Origin of the sequence: Micromonospora sp. CB01531 (genome assembly GCF_001905095.1) — a bacterium.
Taxonomy (GTDB): Bacteria; Actinomycetota; Actinomycetes; order Mycobacteriales; family Micromonosporaceae; genus Micromonospora.
Genome location: NZ_LWLS01000076.1, coordinates 1 through 15,853, shown reverse-complemented (window position 1 = coordinate 15,853; position 15,853 = coordinate 1). Strand labels below are relative to the sequence as shown.

Below are 15,853 nucleotides of genomic sequence, written 5' to 3'. Positions count from 1 at the left end.
CGGCACGTTCGGTCGGCTCAGCCCTCGTCCTGGCTGCTGCCGCGCACCTGCGCGTACGTGTCGAGCAGGTCCTGGAGGTCGGCGGCGATCCGCTCATCGAGCTTGTCGTCGTCGACCGCCTTGTCGATGCGTTCGCGCAGGTCATCGAGGCGCTCGGCGCGGTCCTTCGGCTTGCCCCGATCCAGCTCGCGGGCCTTCTTGAGCAGGTCTTCGGCCGTCTTCCGATCGATGTCGCGGCTGGCCACCGCCTTGGCAAGCACCTCGCCGAGCCGCGCGGCGAGCTCGCGCAGAGTGACCGGTGCCGGCGGGGTGGTCGTGGTCGGCTCGGTGGCGGCCGGTTCCGGCGGGCTGGACGACTCCGGCGTCGGCTCCTCCGTGGGCGCGGTGATGCTCGGCCCGGCGGCCGGCTGGTTGCCGGAGTTGTCGTCGAGCAGCACCGCGCCGACCAGGCCGAGCAGGAGCACCAGCCCGGCCGCGACCAGCACCCCGATGAGCCGGTTCGACCGGCCGGGCGGACGCGACAGCGGCGGCGGGGCCGGGCGGACCGGCGCGGCCGCGCGGTCGATGAGGGTCGGCGGGTGCTCGGCCCGGACGACGGTGGGCAGGATCGCCGTCGGCGGGTCGGCCGGCTGGCCGGCGCCGAAGCGGGTGGCGAGCTGGGCGGCGGTGGGCCGGTGGGCCGGGTCGGCGGACAGGCATGCCAGGGTGAGGTCGGCAACGTCGGCCGGCAGCCCCGGTACGTGCAGCGGCGGCACCGGGGGCCGCCGGGCCTGCACGTCGAGCACGTCGTCCCAGGTCTGCACGGGCAGCGGGGCCCGCCCGGTGAGGGTGCGGTAGAGCAGCGCGCCGAGGGCGTACACGTCGCTGGCGGGGTTCGCCGGGCCGGGCGTCATCCGCTCCGGGGCGAAGTACGCGGGGGTGCCCATCATCAGCTCGCCGGTCTGGCCGGCGAGGGGGTGGCGCGGGCCGGCGAGCGTGGCGATGCCGAAGTCGAGCACCTTCGCGCCGGTCTCGGTGAGCATCACGTTGCCGGGCTTGATGTCGCGGTGCACCACGCCGATCCGGTGCGCGGCGGCCAGGGCGGCGGCCACCTGACCGGCCAGCCGGACCGCCTCCGGCCAGGCGAGCGGCCCGCCGGCCAGCCGGTCGGCGAGGGTCCGCCCCTCCACCAGCTCCATGACCAGGTACGGCACCACCGAACCGTCCGGCAGGGTCGCCTCACCGTAGTCGTACACCTGGGTGACGTGCGGGTGGGTGAGGCGGGCCGCGGCGCGCGCCTCGCGCTGGATGGTGGCCCGCAGCTGCGGGTCGGCGGCGAGCTCCGTGGCGAGGGCCTTGACCGCGACGGGGCGGTGCAGCACCTCGTCGTCGGCGCGCCACACCTCGGACATCCCGCCGAGCCCGATGCGCGCGCGCAGGACGTACCGATCGTGCAACCGGAGCGTGGGTGTGAACGGCGACATGATGGTCCCAGTCTGCCTGGCGACCCGCGCGCCCCACCAACCCGGTGCCCGGTTCCGCCCCGAGCAGGCACGACTGGGCGGAAACGGCGGTTGCCCGGGTGGCGCCGGCCACCCGGGCGAGCCGTCGAGGTCAGGGCGTGCAGGACGGCACGGAGGCCGGGTGGGGTTCCATCCGGTCGGCGAGCCGGCGCAGGGCGCCGGCGACGGCCAGCCGGGTGGGGACCAGGCGGGGCGCGCGCGGCCGGTCGGGGCGGACCGGCGCGTCGGGCCGGGCCGAGTTGACGTGCCGGGTCACCGCGTCGACGGCGAGGACGAAACCGGTGGGCTGTTCCATGCTCAGCTCCTGGTGACGGGACGGGTGGAGGTTCGGATGACGGGTTCGGTGGGGAGCAGTACGTGTCCCGCGGCCGGGTCGGCCGGCGGGGCCAGCAGCAGCGCGGCGGCGAGTCGCCCCTTCTCCTCGGCCGGTTGGCACACGGTGGTGAGCCCGGCGGTGGCGGCCTCGGCGATGTCGTCGAAGCCGGTGACCGAGACGGGGTGGGCCAGCCGCGAGCCGATCTCGGCGAGCGCGTCGAGCACCCCGAGGGCGAGCACGTCGGAGCAGGCCAGGACGGCGGTGGGTGGGTGGTCCCCGGCCAGGACGGTAGCGACGGCGGCGGCCCCGGCGGCGCGGCTGTTGCTGCTGGCGTTGAGCACGGTGATCGCGGGCCAGGGCACGCCGGTGGCGGCGAACGCGTCGGCGAAGCCGGTGAGGCGGCCACGGGTCGTCGGGTGCGGCGCCTCGGACGGGTCGGCCAGGCGGAGCGGCCCGGGCGGGGCGTCGGGCAGCACGGCGTCGCCGAGGAGGGCCACCCGGCGGTGGCCGAGGGCGGCGACGTGCTCGGCGACGGACCGGGCTGCCGCGCGCTCGTCGATGCCGACGTAACGGTCGGTCGGGCCGGCGTCGGCGCGGGACGCGGTGGTGACGTAGGGCAGTCCCCGGTCGCGGATGGCGCTCAGCACCCAGTCCTCGTCCCCGACGCAGTAGACGCAGAAGCCGTCGACGGCGGCGTTCTCGACGGCGGCGCGGACCCGGGAGTGCTCGGCCGGCAGCGGGACGAGCAGCAGGCTGGTGCCGTGCTGCTCGACCGCCTCGCTGACCCCGGCGAGGAAGCGCACCGCGAACGGGTCGGTGAAGGCGTACGACAGCTGGGAGGTGAAGAGGACGCCGATCGCGCCGACGAACCCGCGGCGCAGCGATCGGGCGGTCGGGTTGGGGCCGGGGTACCCGAGGCGCTGCGCGGTGTCGAGGATCTTCGCCCGCAGTGCGGTGGAGAGCTGGTCCGGGCGGCTGTAGGCGTTGGACACGGTGCTCCGGGACACGCCCACGGCGTTCGCGACGTCCTGCAGGGTCGGTTTCACCGGGCCGCCACCCCTTCTGGATCGATTCAGAACTGTATCGATCCAGAGATTACCCGCGCGGGTCGGCGCGCGTCAATGCACATCAGCGACGGACCGGGACCCGGCCCCGGCCGGCAGGCGGATCAGCCGGCTCAGGCCGAGAACTCGTCCCGGATCTCGGCGAGCAGTTCCCGGGTACGCTCCGGCGGCGCGGCCTCCACGCAGAGCCGCTCCATGGCCAGCGCGTAGTAGTCGAGATCGTCGCGCTTGTCGAGGTAGATCGCGCTGGTCAACTGTTCGATGTAGACGACGTCGGGCAGGTCCTGGTCGCCGAACCGCAGGATGCTGAACGCGCCGCTGGCGGCGGCATGCCCGCCTGCGGCGAAGGGCACGATCTGGAGCTGGACGTGCGGTTGGGCGGTCGCCGCGATCAGCGCGTCGAGCTGCGCGCGCATCACCTCGGGGCCACCGATCGGCCGGCGCAGCGCAGCCTCGTCGAGCACCGCCCAGAGCTGGGGCGGCTTGTCCCGGCGCAGCACCTCCTGTCGCTCCGTCCGCAGACTCACCCGCCGGTCGATCTCCTCGTCGGGAGCACCGCGGTGACCCAGCAGGATCACCGCCCGGGCGTACTCGGGGGTCTGGAGCAGACCCGGCACGAACTGCACCTCGTACGTGCGGATCAGCGCCGCGGCCGCCTCTAGCCCCAGGTAGGACTGGAACCAGCTGGGCAGCACGTCGCCGTAGCGGTGCCACCAGCCGGGACTGTTCGCGTCCCGGGCCAGCCTGAGCAACGCCTCCCGCTCCTCAGCGGCGGTGACGCCGTAGAGGGTGAGCAGATCGGCGACGTCGCGCTCCTTGAAGCCGACCCGACCCAGCTCCATCCGGCTGATCTTCGACTCGGAGGAGCGGATCTCCCAGCCGGCGCTCTCCCGGCTCACTCCGGCGCCCTCGCGCAGGCGCCGCAGCTGCGCCCCCAGCAGCATGCGCAGCACCGTCGGCCCGCTGGCCGGATCACCCGCGGGTACCGTCGTCACCTGGCCGTCCTTCGCACGCCGACTGTCGCCGGCCGGACACCCCGGCCCGGCCGACGTGTAAGCATGCCATGACCCCTCAGTGAGGTGAACTCCCCCGGACGGCCGACCCGGCCGGTCAGCCGACGAGGCGGCGGGCGATGAGGTCGTCGAAATCGCCGTCCCGGGCACCGAGCACGAAGGCCGCGATCTCGTCCACTGTGTAGATCAATGCGGGACCGTCCGGGTGCCGGGAGTTGCGGACCGCGATTCCGGCGCCGCCGGGCAACTCGGCCAGCTCGACGCAGTTGCCACTCGGGTTGCTCCGGCGACTCTTCTGCCAGCGCAGCGGCGGCAGCTGACTGGTCGGTACGCCATTCTCAGGCTGCTGCATGGGGCGTCCTTCTGTGCAAGAGCCAGCCGATGCCGCGGGGAGGAGCGGTGGGTGGCGACGCGGGTTCTGTCGACTGAGGAGTGAGATGCACGTGCATCTGCTATTGCATCTGCATTGGACAGCAAGCATGATAACCACACGTGCGGTGTACCCACAGGTTCACTCTGGGTTACCCAGACCCCGGTTGCGACCAGGGAAGACACGAGCCTGGCGCGGTCGGCCCCAGTGCCGCCCGGGCGGGGCCGAGGGCTGCGGTAAAGGAGGGCGTGTGCCGGATCCGATGACCATCGCCTCCGGTCTCTCCGCCGCCGGCGCCATCGTCTCCGCCTGGCAACTGCGCCGCCGGGCACAACGGGCGGAGACGCAACTCGAGCTGCTCCAGGCCGAACTGGAGGCCGAGCGGCACGCGGCCAGCCACGACCCGCTCACCGGGCTACCCAACCGCCGCGCCTTCTACCGGCTGGCGGCGGCCCTGCTGACCGACGCCGCCGGCCAGCCGCTGGTGGCGATCGTGCTGGACCTCGACGACTTCAAACAGGTCAACGACCGCTACGGGCACGCCGCCGGCGACCAGGTGCTGATCAGCACGGCCCAGCGGCTGTCCGCGTTCGCCGGGGACAACCTGGTCGCCCGCCTCGGCGGGGACGAGTTCGCCGGCCTGCTCGCCAGCCCGACGGTGGACCGGCGGTGGATCGAGCACGCCACCCGCAGGCTCTGCGAGGCGCTCGCCGCGCCGATCCCGCTCGGCACCCGCACCGTGCGGGTGACCGCCTCGGTCGGGCTCGCCCCGGTGCACGGTCCCGCCCAACTCACCGACGCGCTCTGCCGGGCTGACGCGGCGATGTACCAGGCGAAGAGCCTCGGCGGCGCCCGCGCGACCCGCCAACTCGTGGAGGCACCCCACCTCGCCGAGTGCTGACCGGCGACCCGGCCGCCAGCCGGGGCGGGTCAGCCGTCCCAGCGGCCCAGATCCCGCAGCGCCTGACGGGCCAGGCCGACCAGGCCCACCGGCGACAGCAGGCCCGCCACGATCTTCAGCGCGCGGACCCGGTCGGCCTCGGACCGCCCGGCGTCCGCCACGTCACCGGCCCAGCTCCCGATGTCGTCCAACGCGCGGACCCCGAGGTGGTAGGCCAGCCGGACCGGATCCAGCTCCACCGGGCCGTACCCGTCGAAGAAGGCCGCCTGCTGCGCGGGAGTCACCGGCGCGAACGCGAGCACACCGCCGACGACGAACATCAGGTCCCGTTCGCGCGGAGCGAGCACCGCGTCGTCCCAGTCGATCAGCCAGACCCGCCCGTCGGGGCCGAGCAGGAGGTTCCCCAGGTGCGGGTCGCCGTGGCAGACCACCAGGTCCACCGGACGGGACCGCAGCTCCACGCCGAGCCGGTCCACCCGGTCGAGCAGGATCGCCAGGTCATCGGCCCACTCCCGCCAGTGGGCCGCCACGGCACGGGTCCACGGATCGGCCGACCGGTCGTCCACTCCCCGCAGCCGGCGGTCCATCTCCCGAACCGCCGCGCCGATCGCCGCGTGCGTGTGGTCCTCCCGGGGCAACCCGGCCAACTCGTCGGTCACGGTGGCCGCGTGCGTCGCGGCCAGCACCTCACCGTACGCACGCCAGTGGGCGGCGTGCATGCCGCCGCCGAGAGCCCGTTCGTCCGACGCCCACGGCACGACCGACAACCGCCGCCCCTCGTGGACGGTGCACACCTCTCCGGACGCGGTGGTGAGCGGTGCGACGATGCCCGGTACGCCCTGGCGGACCAACTGCGCTGTCACGAACAGCCCGGCCGGGGTGCCGCCGCCGCTCAGCTTGACCGCGTAGTCGCCACCGTCGGGGGTGGTGGCTCGCCACAGCTCGGCCGTGGGGTCCGCGCCATACCCCACGGGCACGGCGGAGACCAGGGCCAGACCGAAGTCCTCCGCCACCCACCGGGCAAGCCGCTCATCCACACTCGCCGTCACCTGGCCAAGATGCCATTCCGCAGGCCAGTGGGCGAACCGTTATCGCCAGCCGTAACCGGCACGCAGGGCCTGACCCACCCGGTCGAACCGCCGCCGGTCCAGCACCGCGCCCTCGCGGCGGATGCTGTCCTCGCGCATGGTGAGCACCCGATCGAGGCGGACCCAGCTCGGGCGCTGATCCCGGTCCCACTCCCCCGGGCCCAGGGCCAGCCAGTGCCGCTGGCCGTCCCGGTCGCTCTGGCTCGACAGCATCAGCCCGAACAGCGTGCGGCTCTGCCGGCCAACCACCAGCACCGGACGGTCCTTACCCTGCCGGGGGTCGTCCTCGTACGGAACCCAGGTCCAGACAATCTCCCCCGGGTCGGCCTGCCCATCCAGCTCCGGGGCGTACGACAGCTCGCGCCGCTGCAACGCGGCGACCTGACGGCGCCGGGCGACCTGGGCCGGGATCGGCCCAGCGGTCGGGGCCGGCACGGACCGGCCACCGGTGATCCGGCCGAACCGGGACGCCACACTCCTCAACAGACCTGCCACGGCGGGCAGCCTATCCTCCGGGCGCACCGGCCACCCAGCCCCGGCGGCCCAAACCCGGCGGCCACGCAGGCGGGGACTCGGCGAGCATCTGCCGGTGACCGTTCCCGCCCACCAAATCCGAGAGAGCTACGCCGGTCCGGACCGAAGCGCCGAGGCGCGGGGTGCGCCGGGATGGTTGACTCGGCCTGGTCAGAAGCGGAGGTGGTCGGCATGACCTTCGAGGTACGCACCTGCAGCCTGCCGGGCCGGCCGGCGGCGATCGGCTCGGCGGGGCCATTCACGCTGGTGGTGGACCGCCCGGCGGACGGCGGTGGGGACGGGCTCGGCTTCAACGGCGGGCAACTGCTCTATCTGGCCGTCGCCGGCTGCGTCTCCAACGACCTGTTCCGGGAGGCCCGCGCGGCCGGGATCGCCCTGCGCCGGGTCGAGGTCACCGTGCACGGCGACTTCGCCGGCGACCCGGCCGTCTCTACCGACGTCAGCTACGACGTACGGGTCGACGGCGACGCAAGCGAGGCGCGGCTGCGCGAGCTGGTGGCCCGGGTCGACGCGATCGCCGAGATCCCCAACTCGCTGCGCCGGGGCACCGCGGTGCGGCTGCGGCACGCCGAGGTGACCGGCGCCGCCGACCCGGCGTGACGCGAGCCACGCGGGGCTAGGCGAACCGCGCAGGGCCCGGTAAGGCGATTTGGGCTGACGCGAGTCGGGCGGGACGAACCGGCCGTGGGCGGGCGCGGTCAGGCCGGGCGGCGGGCGAGAACCAGGGTGGTACGTAGGTCCAGCACCACCGTGCCGCCGAACCCGTCGACGGCCGCGCCGACTGCGGCGAGCACCCGCTCGCGCAGCTCCGGAGGCCGCCGCAGTTGGGGCGAGAAGGTGCTGACCAACCGCTGGTACGCCGCCGTGTCGAGCGGCACCGGGCGTTGGAAGCGCACCGACCGGACGTCGGTGAAAAGCCCGCTGTCGGCGATGTCGGTGCGGAACCAGTCCTCCGGTCGGTCGTGGTGCGGCTCCGGGTCCGCCGACTCGAACGCTGCCCGCAGACCGGCGGCGTGGTCCGGGTCGACGTAGTCGTAGCGGTGTGCGAAGACGGCCAGGGTGCCGCCGGGGGTGAGGGCGTCGTGGGCCCGCCGGTTACGGATGGCCGGGTCCAGCCAGTGCCAGGCCAGCGCGCAGGCCAGCGCCGGCACCCCGCCTGACGGCGAGGTCCACTCCTCGAACGGGGCGGTCACCACCTCGACGTCGGGGAAGTGGGCCGCCAGCACCTGGGCCATCCGGCGATCCGGCTCCACGCAGGTCATCGGCGCGCCCAGGGTGAGCAGCGCCCGGGTGGCCAGGCCGGTCCCGGCACCGATCTCGACCAGGGCGCCGGGTGTCCCGCCGTGGTACGCGCGGATCGCCTCGGGCAGGTCGGGTGGGTAGCCTGGGCGGGCCTCGTCGTAGTCGCTGGCCACCTCACCGAAGAGCTCAGACATGATCGTCATCTTCCCAGGGGTGGGCCGGCTGCCGCTGATCCGTCGGCGTGGATTGCCGGCGAGTCGGCTGGACGGGGTGCGGTGCGAGGTCAACCGGCCTGGTGCCCACGTCTCGGCTCGGTTCGGCTGGCACGGTTGCTGCACTTCGCTGTACTGCTGGTGTCAGCCGAGCGGCCTCCCTGGTCCAGCCGACAAAGCGGCGATGCAACACGCCGGCCGGCGTCCAGGGCATGTCCTCGGTGGCTTGGACGAGGTAGGAGCCGAGGTAGAGGGCCAGCGAGACCGGGGCGTCGGCGTACTCCGCCCGTAGCTCCCGCTTGCGGGTCGGGCAGGGCCAGGGCAGGTCGCAGCCTCCGCAGCTCCAGATCGGCAGGACCGGGCCGTGGGTGGTCACCGCACACCCTCCAGGAAGCGAGCGGTGATCGTCCGGGCCTGCCGGCTGGTTGCCCAATCCACCTGCCAGCACGGGTACGGAGTCAGCCGTGACCACCAGGCGCGGCAGCCGACGCACATATCGTCGAGCCCGCGAACGTGTACGGCCAGGATCGCGTGCTCCTGGTCGTCTTTCATTGCGCCTCCTCTCCTGGCCAGTGGCCACGATTGATTGGAATCCGGTGCCGGGCGCGACACGGCAGCTCGGCACCGCAGCGGCAGATCCGCCGCCACTTTTGCCAGCACCAGATCGGCCGGTGCCGGCGGGCAAGGGTGAGGGCGGTCGCGAGCAGGTACTCCTCGTACGAGACGTGCTGTCTGCTCGGAGTCGTCCGGCCGAACTCGCCGGCCGCCATTCGGCTCACCGCTGCTCTGCCGGCACGTCCTGCGCCGGCTCGCGGTTGCCTTGGGATCGCCGTAGCTGTGCTACGTGGTCGAGTAACCGCTGTTGCGCCGCCGCGTGCTCGGCGTCCTGATGCCGCTGCCCTGTGCCGGGCGGTGGTGGTGGCGCGTGCTGCCGGAGCAGCCACCGCACCAACAGGTACAGGTGGCATCGGATCGTCACGAGCCTGCCCCCTCATGGAGAGTCGGGAAGGCGAACCCGACCGGGGCGTCAGAGCGGTAGACGGCGTCCAGCCCCATCAGGCCCTGCGGATCATCGGCATCGAAGTCCATACCCGAGACGGTCCCGCCGACTGGGATGCGGCGGCCATGTCGACTGGTCATGTCACGGTGACATGAGGGGGCTCGACCTGCCAGTACACCGACCGTAGGCTCCGGGTTGAGCGCCATGGGTAGTCGCCTGACAACGCTGGGAGTCGTTGTGCTGCTCGATCCTCTTCGGATACCCGACGACCTGTGGTCGCGCGAGGACATGCACGAGGTTTTGGCCGCCCGCGATATCGGTGCACTGTTCCGGCTGCTCGCTCGGCATACCGGCGCGAGCCAAACTCGCATCGGAGCGGCTGTCGGCCTGGAGCAGGGCTACGTCAGCCGGATCATCGCCGGCCGACGGGTGACCTCAATCGACGTGCTGGAGCGGATCGCCAACGGCTGCGGCATGCCCGACGAAGCCCGGATGACGCTGGGCTTAGCGCCTCGCCGACGGGCATATCGCCCGGACATGGCGGATCACCACCGCAGCCGGCACAGTGATGTGCCGGCCAACCGGTCCTGGCGCGATGACGTCCGGGCCGCCGCGCAGCTATGGGAAGGCGATGTGAACCGTCGAGACATGCTTCGACAGACTGTTTTTAGCTCCACCGCGTACACCCTGCCCGCCCTGCGCTGGTTCACCGCCACCATGTCGCAACCCGTGGAGCAGGAGGGTCGCCGAACAGTCGGTCAACCCGACATCGACACCATTCGCCAAATGACCGCCACCTATCGGCGACTGGACAACCAATACGGCGGCGGGCATGCCCGCAACAACGTCACTCGCTTTCTTCACCACGAGGTCGCGCCCTTGGTGACCGAGGGCCGCTATGACCCGGCGACTGGCCGCAAACTGCTCGCCGCCGTTGCGGAGCTGACCCAGCTCGCCGGGTGGCAGGCGTACGACATGGCCGAACACGGCGTCGCCCAGCGCTACCTCACCCACGCCCTCGACCTCGCTCGAACGGCCGACGACGCCGGCCTGGGTGCCGAGATCCTCGCCGCGATGAGCCACCAAGCCACCTACCTCGGGCACACCGCCACTGGCGTCGACCTCGCCCGGCAGACGGCACACCGCGCCGGCCTCACCGTGCTGGCTGCCGAAGCACTGGTGATGGAAGCTCACGCCCACGCTGTCGCCCTCCACGAACGCGACTGCGCCACCGCGCTGCACCAAGCAGAGCAAGCCCTCGATCGAGCCGACCGCAGCAGTGACCCCCAGTGGCTCGGCTACTTCGACGAGGCGTACCTGTCAGCCAAGTTTGGCCACTGTTTCAACGCACTCGGTCAACACCGCCGAGCCGAACGCTTCGCCGCTCGCTCCCTACAAATGGACGAACGCTACGTACGCGGCAAAGCCTTCAACCTCGCCCTCCTGGCCACCGTCCACGCCCGCCATGGCGAGCTGGAACGCGCCAGCGCCATCGGCGGGCAAGCCCTCACCCTGACCACGCAACTACGGTCGGCTCGTGCCGTCAGTTACCTGCGCGATCTGCAAGCCCATCTGACGCCCCACCGCCGTCGGCCAGCAGTACGGCACTTCATCACCCGGGTTGACGCCGCGCTCAGCCAACGTCGCTGACTACAGCTCACCCCGCGCCCTGCGCGCCACCAGCTCCAACACCGCGATCACCGTGCCGGCACCCACGATCTCACCCTGGGAAACGAGATGCCGCGCCTCCTTCAGCGGAATCCAGGCCACCCGCTCGGTCTCGTTGACGTCCACCGGAACGCCGATGTGCTCCGCGTTCCGGGCAAGGAACAGCAGGTTCTCCGCGTCTGCGGTCGCCACCCATGGCTGAAACGACAGCAACGGCTCGACCGCGCCCGGACGCCACCCGGTCTCCTCCTCGACCTCTCGGACCGCACACTTCGCCGGATCCTCGCCCTCATCGACGTAGCCGCCCGGCAGCTCCCACACCCATCGGTCGAACACGAACCGGTGCCTCCGCATCAGCAACAGGCGCTCCTGACCGTCCAGCACGGCGACCATGGCCGACCGGGGCGCCCGGATCACGTATTGCTCGAAACGGACCCCATCCGGCAACTCCACATCCGCGATGCTCAATCGCGACCGCCGGCTGCCATCTAGAACCCGCTCACCATGAATCGTCCACCGCGTCGACCCGCTAACCTGTTCCTCCGTCACCCGGCCAGTATCCGACCAGCGACACCGAGCCGCTGCCGCACCGCGTCCCGACGACCCGGCTCGGATCCGGAACGAACCCCGCATGTGCCCCGTCTAACCAAGCAAGTAGGCGGCAGCTTCGGTGTGAAGGCGGGTACGGGACGTCGTCGGATCACGTCCGGTGTCGGCCTATGCCTCAGAACAGGGGGCGTCTGCTGCCTTGCGTCGCCTCCTGCCATCCGCTGGTGGTTGTCTCGCTGCCTCTTCGCTGCTTCCTTGCGCCGCTCTGCGCCGAAAAATTAGCCTGCACGGATGCTGACCGAGCCGCGCGGCACGATGCACGAGTAGATCTGGCGCGCGAATTTGCTGCCGTTCGTCGAGACGATCGCTGACCTGGTGGGGTGCCGACTCGACGAGACCGGGCTTACCGCCGAAGTCGAGGACTCCACGCCGACAACACCTCTGGCTTCACCTTCGCTCTAATGGGGCAGCCGCGCGCCGAGAAGCACTTCGCGGGCGCGGACGACCAGGTGTTGGTCGACGCCTCTTCCTGGCTTGGTGAGCCAGGACCGGTCGGTCGCCGCGTCAGCGACGGCCGCGCGGGTGCTGCGGCGGCGTTGGATCGTCCGGTGGTGGCGGTGGTGGTGGTGGTGGTGACTCTTCCAACACTTCGTCCGCCCGCTTCGGCTGCTTCGGGCCGAACGCGTAACGCACCAGCCAGAACACGATGAGCGCCCCAATGACGACGATCAGAAAGAAGCATGCTATCCCCCCGGTGATGCCCATATCGCGAAATTATCGTGTTGTGCACAGCGGGGACTCGGTTTCGAGGATGCTCGATCAGGTGGGCGGCGGACTCTACCAAAGGTGACGACCCGGCCCCGCTGAATGCGCGCGGATGATGGATTGGTTCGCCGTGTACGCGGCGGTGGTGATGGGTGGCGGCATCCTCCTCGGCGCGCTGGCGAAGAGCGGCAGCTGAAGCTGGAGGGCACCGACGAGTTCGAGATCAGGGCCGCTCTGTTGCTCGACGTCTGTAGCAGCTACCGCCTGGCTCCGGAGGCCAGCTGATTCGACCTGCGCATTACGAGTCAGCCCCCGAACGCTGGTCCACGGCCTGGTCCAAATGCCGGACATGGCGTCCCGGTCCGCCGTCGTCCGCCCATGCTCGCTGGTTTGGCTGCTCGACGGGATCCTGCTCCTGTTCTGATGCGCCAACCCTCACGCCTTGGCTTTGCCGGTCGCCGCCACACGTCCGCCGCGTGCTGCTGCCCGGGAGCGCCCCTGATCCAGCGCGCTTCTGCGCCGAAGGGGCAAGGGTTACGGAAGTCCGGCAGGCGCGCTGCCGAACCGCCAGATAATGCGGGAGTTGGCCTGCGGTTTATCCCCAGGGGCGGCCGGCGGGCTGATCGAAATGCGGTCGGGAGGGAGCAGGAGTCGGATGAGCACGATGCACGCCGTGAGAGCTCACACCAGAGGCGGGCCGGAGCAGCTCGTGTACGAGGAGGCGCCGCGGCCTGAGCCGGGGCCTGGTGAGGTGTTGGTGGCGGTGAAGGCTGCTTCGATGACGCCCACTGAGCTCACCTGGTCGCAGACTTGGACGTACAGCTCGGACGGGTCAGGACCTGAGCGCACTCCGACCATCCCGTCGCATGAGTTCTCCGGAGTCGTCGCGGCGTCCGGGACGGGGGTGGAGAGCCCCGCCGAGGGGGAGGCTGTCTACGGCTTGATCCCTTTCACCCGCGATGGCGCGGCGGCCGAGTACGTCGCGCTGCCTGCGGCCGTCCTGGCGGCCAAACCTGTCACCGTTGACCACGACCATGCCGCAGCGCTCCCACTGGCTGCGTTGAGTGCCTGGCAGGCACTGGTGGACCACGCCGACCTGCAGGCCGGCCAGCACGTGCTGGTGCAGGGCGGCGCCGGCGGCGTGGGGATCTTCGTGGTGCAGCTCGCGGCCGGTCTCGGTGCTCGTGTGAGCGCCACGGCGGCGGCGGCCGACCTGGAATTCGTCAAGGGTCTGGGTGCCGAGCAGGTTATCGACTATGCGCACGACCGCTTCGAGGATCATGTTCGCGACGTGGGCGTGGTCGTTGATCTTGTCGGAGGAGCCACGCAGTCGCGGTCCTGGTCGGTCCTGAAACCGGGCGGTGTCCTCGTCACCCTCGTCACCCCACCCGACCAGCAGGAAGCAGCTCGGCATGGCGTCCGTGGGGTGTATTTCATCGTCGAGCCCAACCAGAACGCGTTGCGTTCCATCGCTGAGCTCGTCGATAACGGCCGTTTGAGGCCGGTGCTGGACCGCGTGCTGCCCCTCACTGATACGCGCTCAGGTTATGAGGCGCTCGAGACGGCCAAACGCCGCGGCAAGGTCGTCATCCACGTCGCTGACTAGTCACTGCCGTCGGTGCCGCTGTGGACGTGTGGCCCGTTGTTCGGTGACGGGGTCTAGTCGACCCGCAGGCCCGGACTACTCGCTTACAAGAACTGCGCGCGTCGTCCGCGTGAGTCCGGGGTCGTCGCCGGTCTCGGCCGACTGTCCGTGGGAGGCCGGCCCTGGTCGCCTTCGTCTCGTCCCGTTGCTGTCGCCGCTGCTGTCAGCAGCTACTCACGCCGGTCGCGCTGCACCTGCTTGATCACGTCTGCCCACAGTTCTCACATCAGGGCTCGATGGCGCGTCTGATGCCGACCCGGCGGCGAAGCTGCTGCACTCGGGGCAGGTCGACACCATCGGGTGCGCGCATGCGAGTACGTGATCAAGGAAGTCCTGCGCGGCGTGTAGTCGGCGGATCTGGTCGGCGATCCGGTCCCGTCGGTCACGCACCAGCGCGGCGCGGCGCTGACCGTCGCCGCGATACAGGTCTCCGATCTCGGTCAGTGACATGCCAGCTCGCTGGCAGAGCCGGATCAGACGCGCCCGCGTGATCGTCTCGTCGTCGTAGATTCGGTGCCCGTTGGCAAGCCGGGCCGGTTCGAGCGCCCCGACCTCCTCCCAATGCCGCAGCACATGCGTCGGGACGCTGACCAGCGCCGCCGCGTCTCCGATTCGCCACGTCGTCACGCAGGCTCCTTACGAATTGACTTCAGGTCAACCTGAACTTCTACGGTCCACCCCATGGCGCGCGATGTGCCAGGGTAAGGGGAGAAGCTCATGATTCATACGATCCGTCAGGCCACGGTGGCGGTCGGTGCGCTGGCTGCGGTGCCGTACCGCCTGATCCGGCCGCGTCCGATCGACCGACGCTTCCTGGCCGGGCTGTCCGACGCCGGTCTCCCGCGCGGGGATGTCGAGGTCGAGCTGATCGCATTGAACCAGACGGTGCGGTCGGTGCCGACGCCACTGATCGCCGAGGCCGTCCGGAAACCGCGCCAGGTCGGCAACGCCCTGACCACGTACGTGATCCGGCATCCGGAGGTCACCGTGCTGCTCGACCCGTCGGTCTGTGTCGACGTCGGCGACCGGGTGATCGGCGAGCTGCCGTGGACGTTGCGGCCGGCGGTGCGGCCGCGCTATCAGGTGCTGCCGACCACGACGGCGCTGGAACGGGCCGGCATTCCGGCCGACACGATCGACTTCGCACTACCCACCCATCTGCACTGGGACCACGTCTGCGGGCTGCTCGACCTTCCCGGGCTGCCGGTCATGGTGCGGGAACGGGAACGGGACTGGATGATGTCCGGCGACGCTGCACCAGCAGGCGGCGTCCGAGCCGCGCTGCAGGGCCGCCGGCTGGACAGCTACGAGTTGGAGGGGCCGCCGGTGCTCACCTTCGAGCGCAGTCACGACCTGCTCGGCGACGGGTCAGTGACCATGGTCGAGCTGGCCGGGCACACGCCGGGGAGTGCCGGTGTCCTGCTGCGTACCCCCAACGGACCAGTGCTGGTCGCCGGTGACGCAGCCTGGCACGGGCTGCAGATCGAACACGTCCGGCAGAAGGCGCCATACCCGGGGTGGCTCGTCGACGACGATCGCGACGGAGCTTTCCGTACACTGCACCGGCTGCACGCCGTCCGGAACCAGGTCCGCATCATCCCGACCCACGATCCGAGCGCCTGATCCCTGATCCGAACCTGCAGGCTCGTTCGCGCCGTCCCCATCATCGTTTGACCGGACGTGGCGCGTGGCGTTCAGACGTTGCAGCGGAACTAAGTGTCGCTGTCCGTCAACCAGCGAGAACGCACCTTGGCCCGTGCTGTGAAGAGAATCGACCGTGGCTTGTCTACGCGGCCTTGTCGAGGGTGACGGTGTAGCCCAGGCTGTGGAGTTGTTTGATGAGCCGGTCGCGTTGTCGGTCGGGGTTGCGGCGGGTGAAGTAGTCGCCGCCGAGGTCGGTGTAGTCGTGGTCGTTGGTGAGTAGGTGCCAGCAGATCACCAGGATCGAGTGAGCGACCGCGATGGCGGCTTTCTTCTTGCCGAT

At 71.0% G+C, this 15,853-nt stretch carries 16 protein-coding genes and 2 pseudogenes; 5 read left to right on the top strand and 13 right to left on the bottom strand.

Annotation, left to right across the window (positions count from 1 at the left end):
- Nucleotides 1-17 precede the first annotated feature (17 nt).
- From A6A27_RS46850 to A6A27_RS21945, 5 genes are all read right to left on the bottom strand, one after another.
- The gene (locus A6A27_RS46850) at nt 18-1,463 is read right to left on the bottom strand and encodes a serine/threonine-protein kinase (RefSeq protein WP_073836532.1); all 1,446 of its coding nucleotides are present in this window, start codon (nt 1,461-1,463) and stop codon (nt 18-20) included.
- Nucleotides 1,464-1,593: 130 nt separating this feature from the next.
- Nucleotides 1,594-1,797, bottom strand: a complete 204-nt coding sequence (locus A6A27_RS21960) for a hypothetical protein (protein ID WP_073836531.1) — start codon at nt 1,795-1,797, stop codon at nt 1,594-1,596.
- A gap of 2 nt (nt 1,798-1,799) precedes the next feature.
- Nucleotides 1,800-2,864, bottom strand: coding sequence for a LacI family DNA-binding transcriptional regulator (locus A6A27_RS21955; protein ID WP_073836530.1), 1,065 nt, complete (start codon nt 2,862-2,864; stop codon nt 1,800-1,802).
- A gap of 131 nt (nt 2,865-2,995) precedes the next feature.
- Nucleotides 2,996-3,877 (bottom strand): helix-turn-helix domain-containing protein, encoded by an 882-nt coding sequence (locus A6A27_RS21950; protein ID WP_073836529.1) that lies wholly within the window; start codon nt 3,875-3,877, stop codon nt 2,996-2,998.
- A gap of 115 nt (nt 3,878-3,992) precedes the next feature.
- The gene (locus A6A27_RS21945) at nt 3,993-4,247 is read right to left on the bottom strand and encodes a DUF397 domain-containing protein (RefSeq protein WP_073836528.1); all 255 of its coding nucleotides are present in this window, start codon (nt 4,245-4,247) and stop codon (nt 3,993-3,995) included.
- Nucleotides 4,248-4,515: 268 nt separating this feature from the next.
- Here A6A27_RS21945 and A6A27_RS21940 point away from each other — a divergent pair, with 268 nt between their 5' ends.
- Complete coding sequence (locus tag A6A27_RS21940) at nt 4,516-5,166, top strand: GGDEF domain-containing protein (protein ID WP_073836527.1); 651 nt, start codon at nt 4,516-4,518, stop codon at nt 5,164-5,166.
- A 29-nt stretch (nt 5,167-5,195) separates the two neighbouring features.
- Here A6A27_RS21940 and A6A27_RS21935 read toward each other — a convergent pair whose 3' ends face one another.
- Nucleotides 5,196-6,215, bottom strand: a complete 1,020-nt coding sequence (locus A6A27_RS21935) for a phosphotransferase (RefSeq protein WP_083672763.1) — start codon at nt 6,213-6,215, stop codon at nt 5,196-5,198.
- Nucleotides 6,216-6,254: 39 nt separating this feature from the next.
- Complete coding sequence (locus A6A27_RS21930) at nt 6,255-6,749, bottom strand: type II toxin-antitoxin system PemK/MazF family toxin (RefSeq protein ID WP_073836525.1); 495 nt, start codon at nt 6,747-6,749, stop codon at nt 6,255-6,257.
- A 210-nt stretch (nt 6,750-6,959) separates the two neighbouring features.
- Between A6A27_RS21930 and A6A27_RS21925 the strand changes: the two genes are divergently transcribed.
- A complete protein-coding gene (locus tag A6A27_RS21925) occupies nt 6,960-7,388 on the top strand; it encodes an OsmC family protein (protein WP_073836524.1) in 429 nt (142 codons plus the stop codon).
- A gap of 98 nt (nt 7,389-7,486) precedes the next feature.
- On the opposite strand, the gene A6A27_RS21920 is transcribed toward A6A27_RS21925, so the two are convergent.
- Nucleotides 7,487-8,224, bottom strand: a complete 738-nt coding sequence (locus tag A6A27_RS21920; RefSeq protein WP_073836523.1) for a class I SAM-dependent methyltransferase — start codon at nt 8,222-8,224, stop codon at nt 7,487-7,489.
- Between the two features lie 390 nt (nt 8,225-8,614).
- Nucleotides 8,615-8,974, bottom strand: a pseudogene (locus A6A27_RS47165) (hypothetical protein); the annotation flags it as partial.
- 505 nt (nt 8,975-9,479) lie between these two features.
- On the opposite strand from A6A27_RS47165, the gene A6A27_RS21900 reads away from it, so the two are divergent.
- A complete protein-coding gene (locus tag A6A27_RS21900; RefSeq protein WP_073836580.1) occupies nt 9,480-10,892 on the top strand; it encodes a helix-turn-helix domain-containing protein in 1,413 nt (470 codons plus the stop codon).
- Here A6A27_RS21900 and A6A27_RS21895 read toward each other — a convergent pair whose 3' ends face one another.
- Together A6A27_RS21895 and A6A27_RS43310 are read right to left on the bottom strand one after the other, a co-directional pair.
- Nucleotides 10,893-11,459 carry an NUDIX hydrolase gene (locus tag A6A27_RS21895; RefSeq protein WP_073836522.1) on the bottom strand — a complete coding sequence of 189 codons (567 nt, stop codon included), beginning with the start codon at nt 11,457-11,459 and terminating at the stop codon, nt 10,893-10,895.
- A 564-nt stretch (nt 11,460-12,023) separates the two neighbouring features.
- The gene (locus A6A27_RS43310; protein ID WP_143194105.1) at nt 12,024-12,224 is read right to left on the bottom strand and encodes a hypothetical protein; all 201 of its coding nucleotides are present in this window, start codon (nt 12,222-12,224) and stop codon (nt 12,024-12,026) included.
- Nucleotides 12,225-12,879: 655 nt separating this feature from the next.
- Between A6A27_RS43310 and A6A27_RS21890 the strand changes: the two genes are divergently transcribed.
- The gene (locus tag A6A27_RS21890; protein WP_198940400.1) at nt 12,880-13,830 is read left to right on the top strand and encodes an NADP-dependent oxidoreductase; all 951 of its coding nucleotides are present in this window, start codon (nt 12,880-12,882) and stop codon (nt 13,828-13,830) included.
- Between the two features lie 213 nt (nt 13,831-14,043).
- On the opposite strand, the gene A6A27_RS21885 is transcribed toward A6A27_RS21890, so the two are convergent.
- Entirely contained in the window at nt 14,044-14,496 is a 453-nt protein-coding gene (locus tag A6A27_RS21885) for a helix-turn-helix domain-containing protein (RefSeq protein ID WP_073836521.1), read from the bottom strand.
- 90 nt (nt 14,497-14,586) lie between these two features.
- Between A6A27_RS21885 and A6A27_RS21880 the strand changes: the two genes are divergently transcribed.
- Entirely contained in the window at nt 14,587-15,492 is a 906-nt protein-coding gene (locus A6A27_RS21880; RefSeq protein WP_073836520.1) for an MBL fold metallo-hydrolase, read from the top strand.
- 163 nt (nt 15,493-15,655) lie between these two features.
- On the opposite strand, the pseudogene A6A27_RS44340 reads toward A6A27_RS21880, so the two are convergent.
- A pseudogene (locus tag A6A27_RS44340) lies at nt 15,656-15,853 on the bottom strand (IS110 family transposase); the annotation flags it as partial.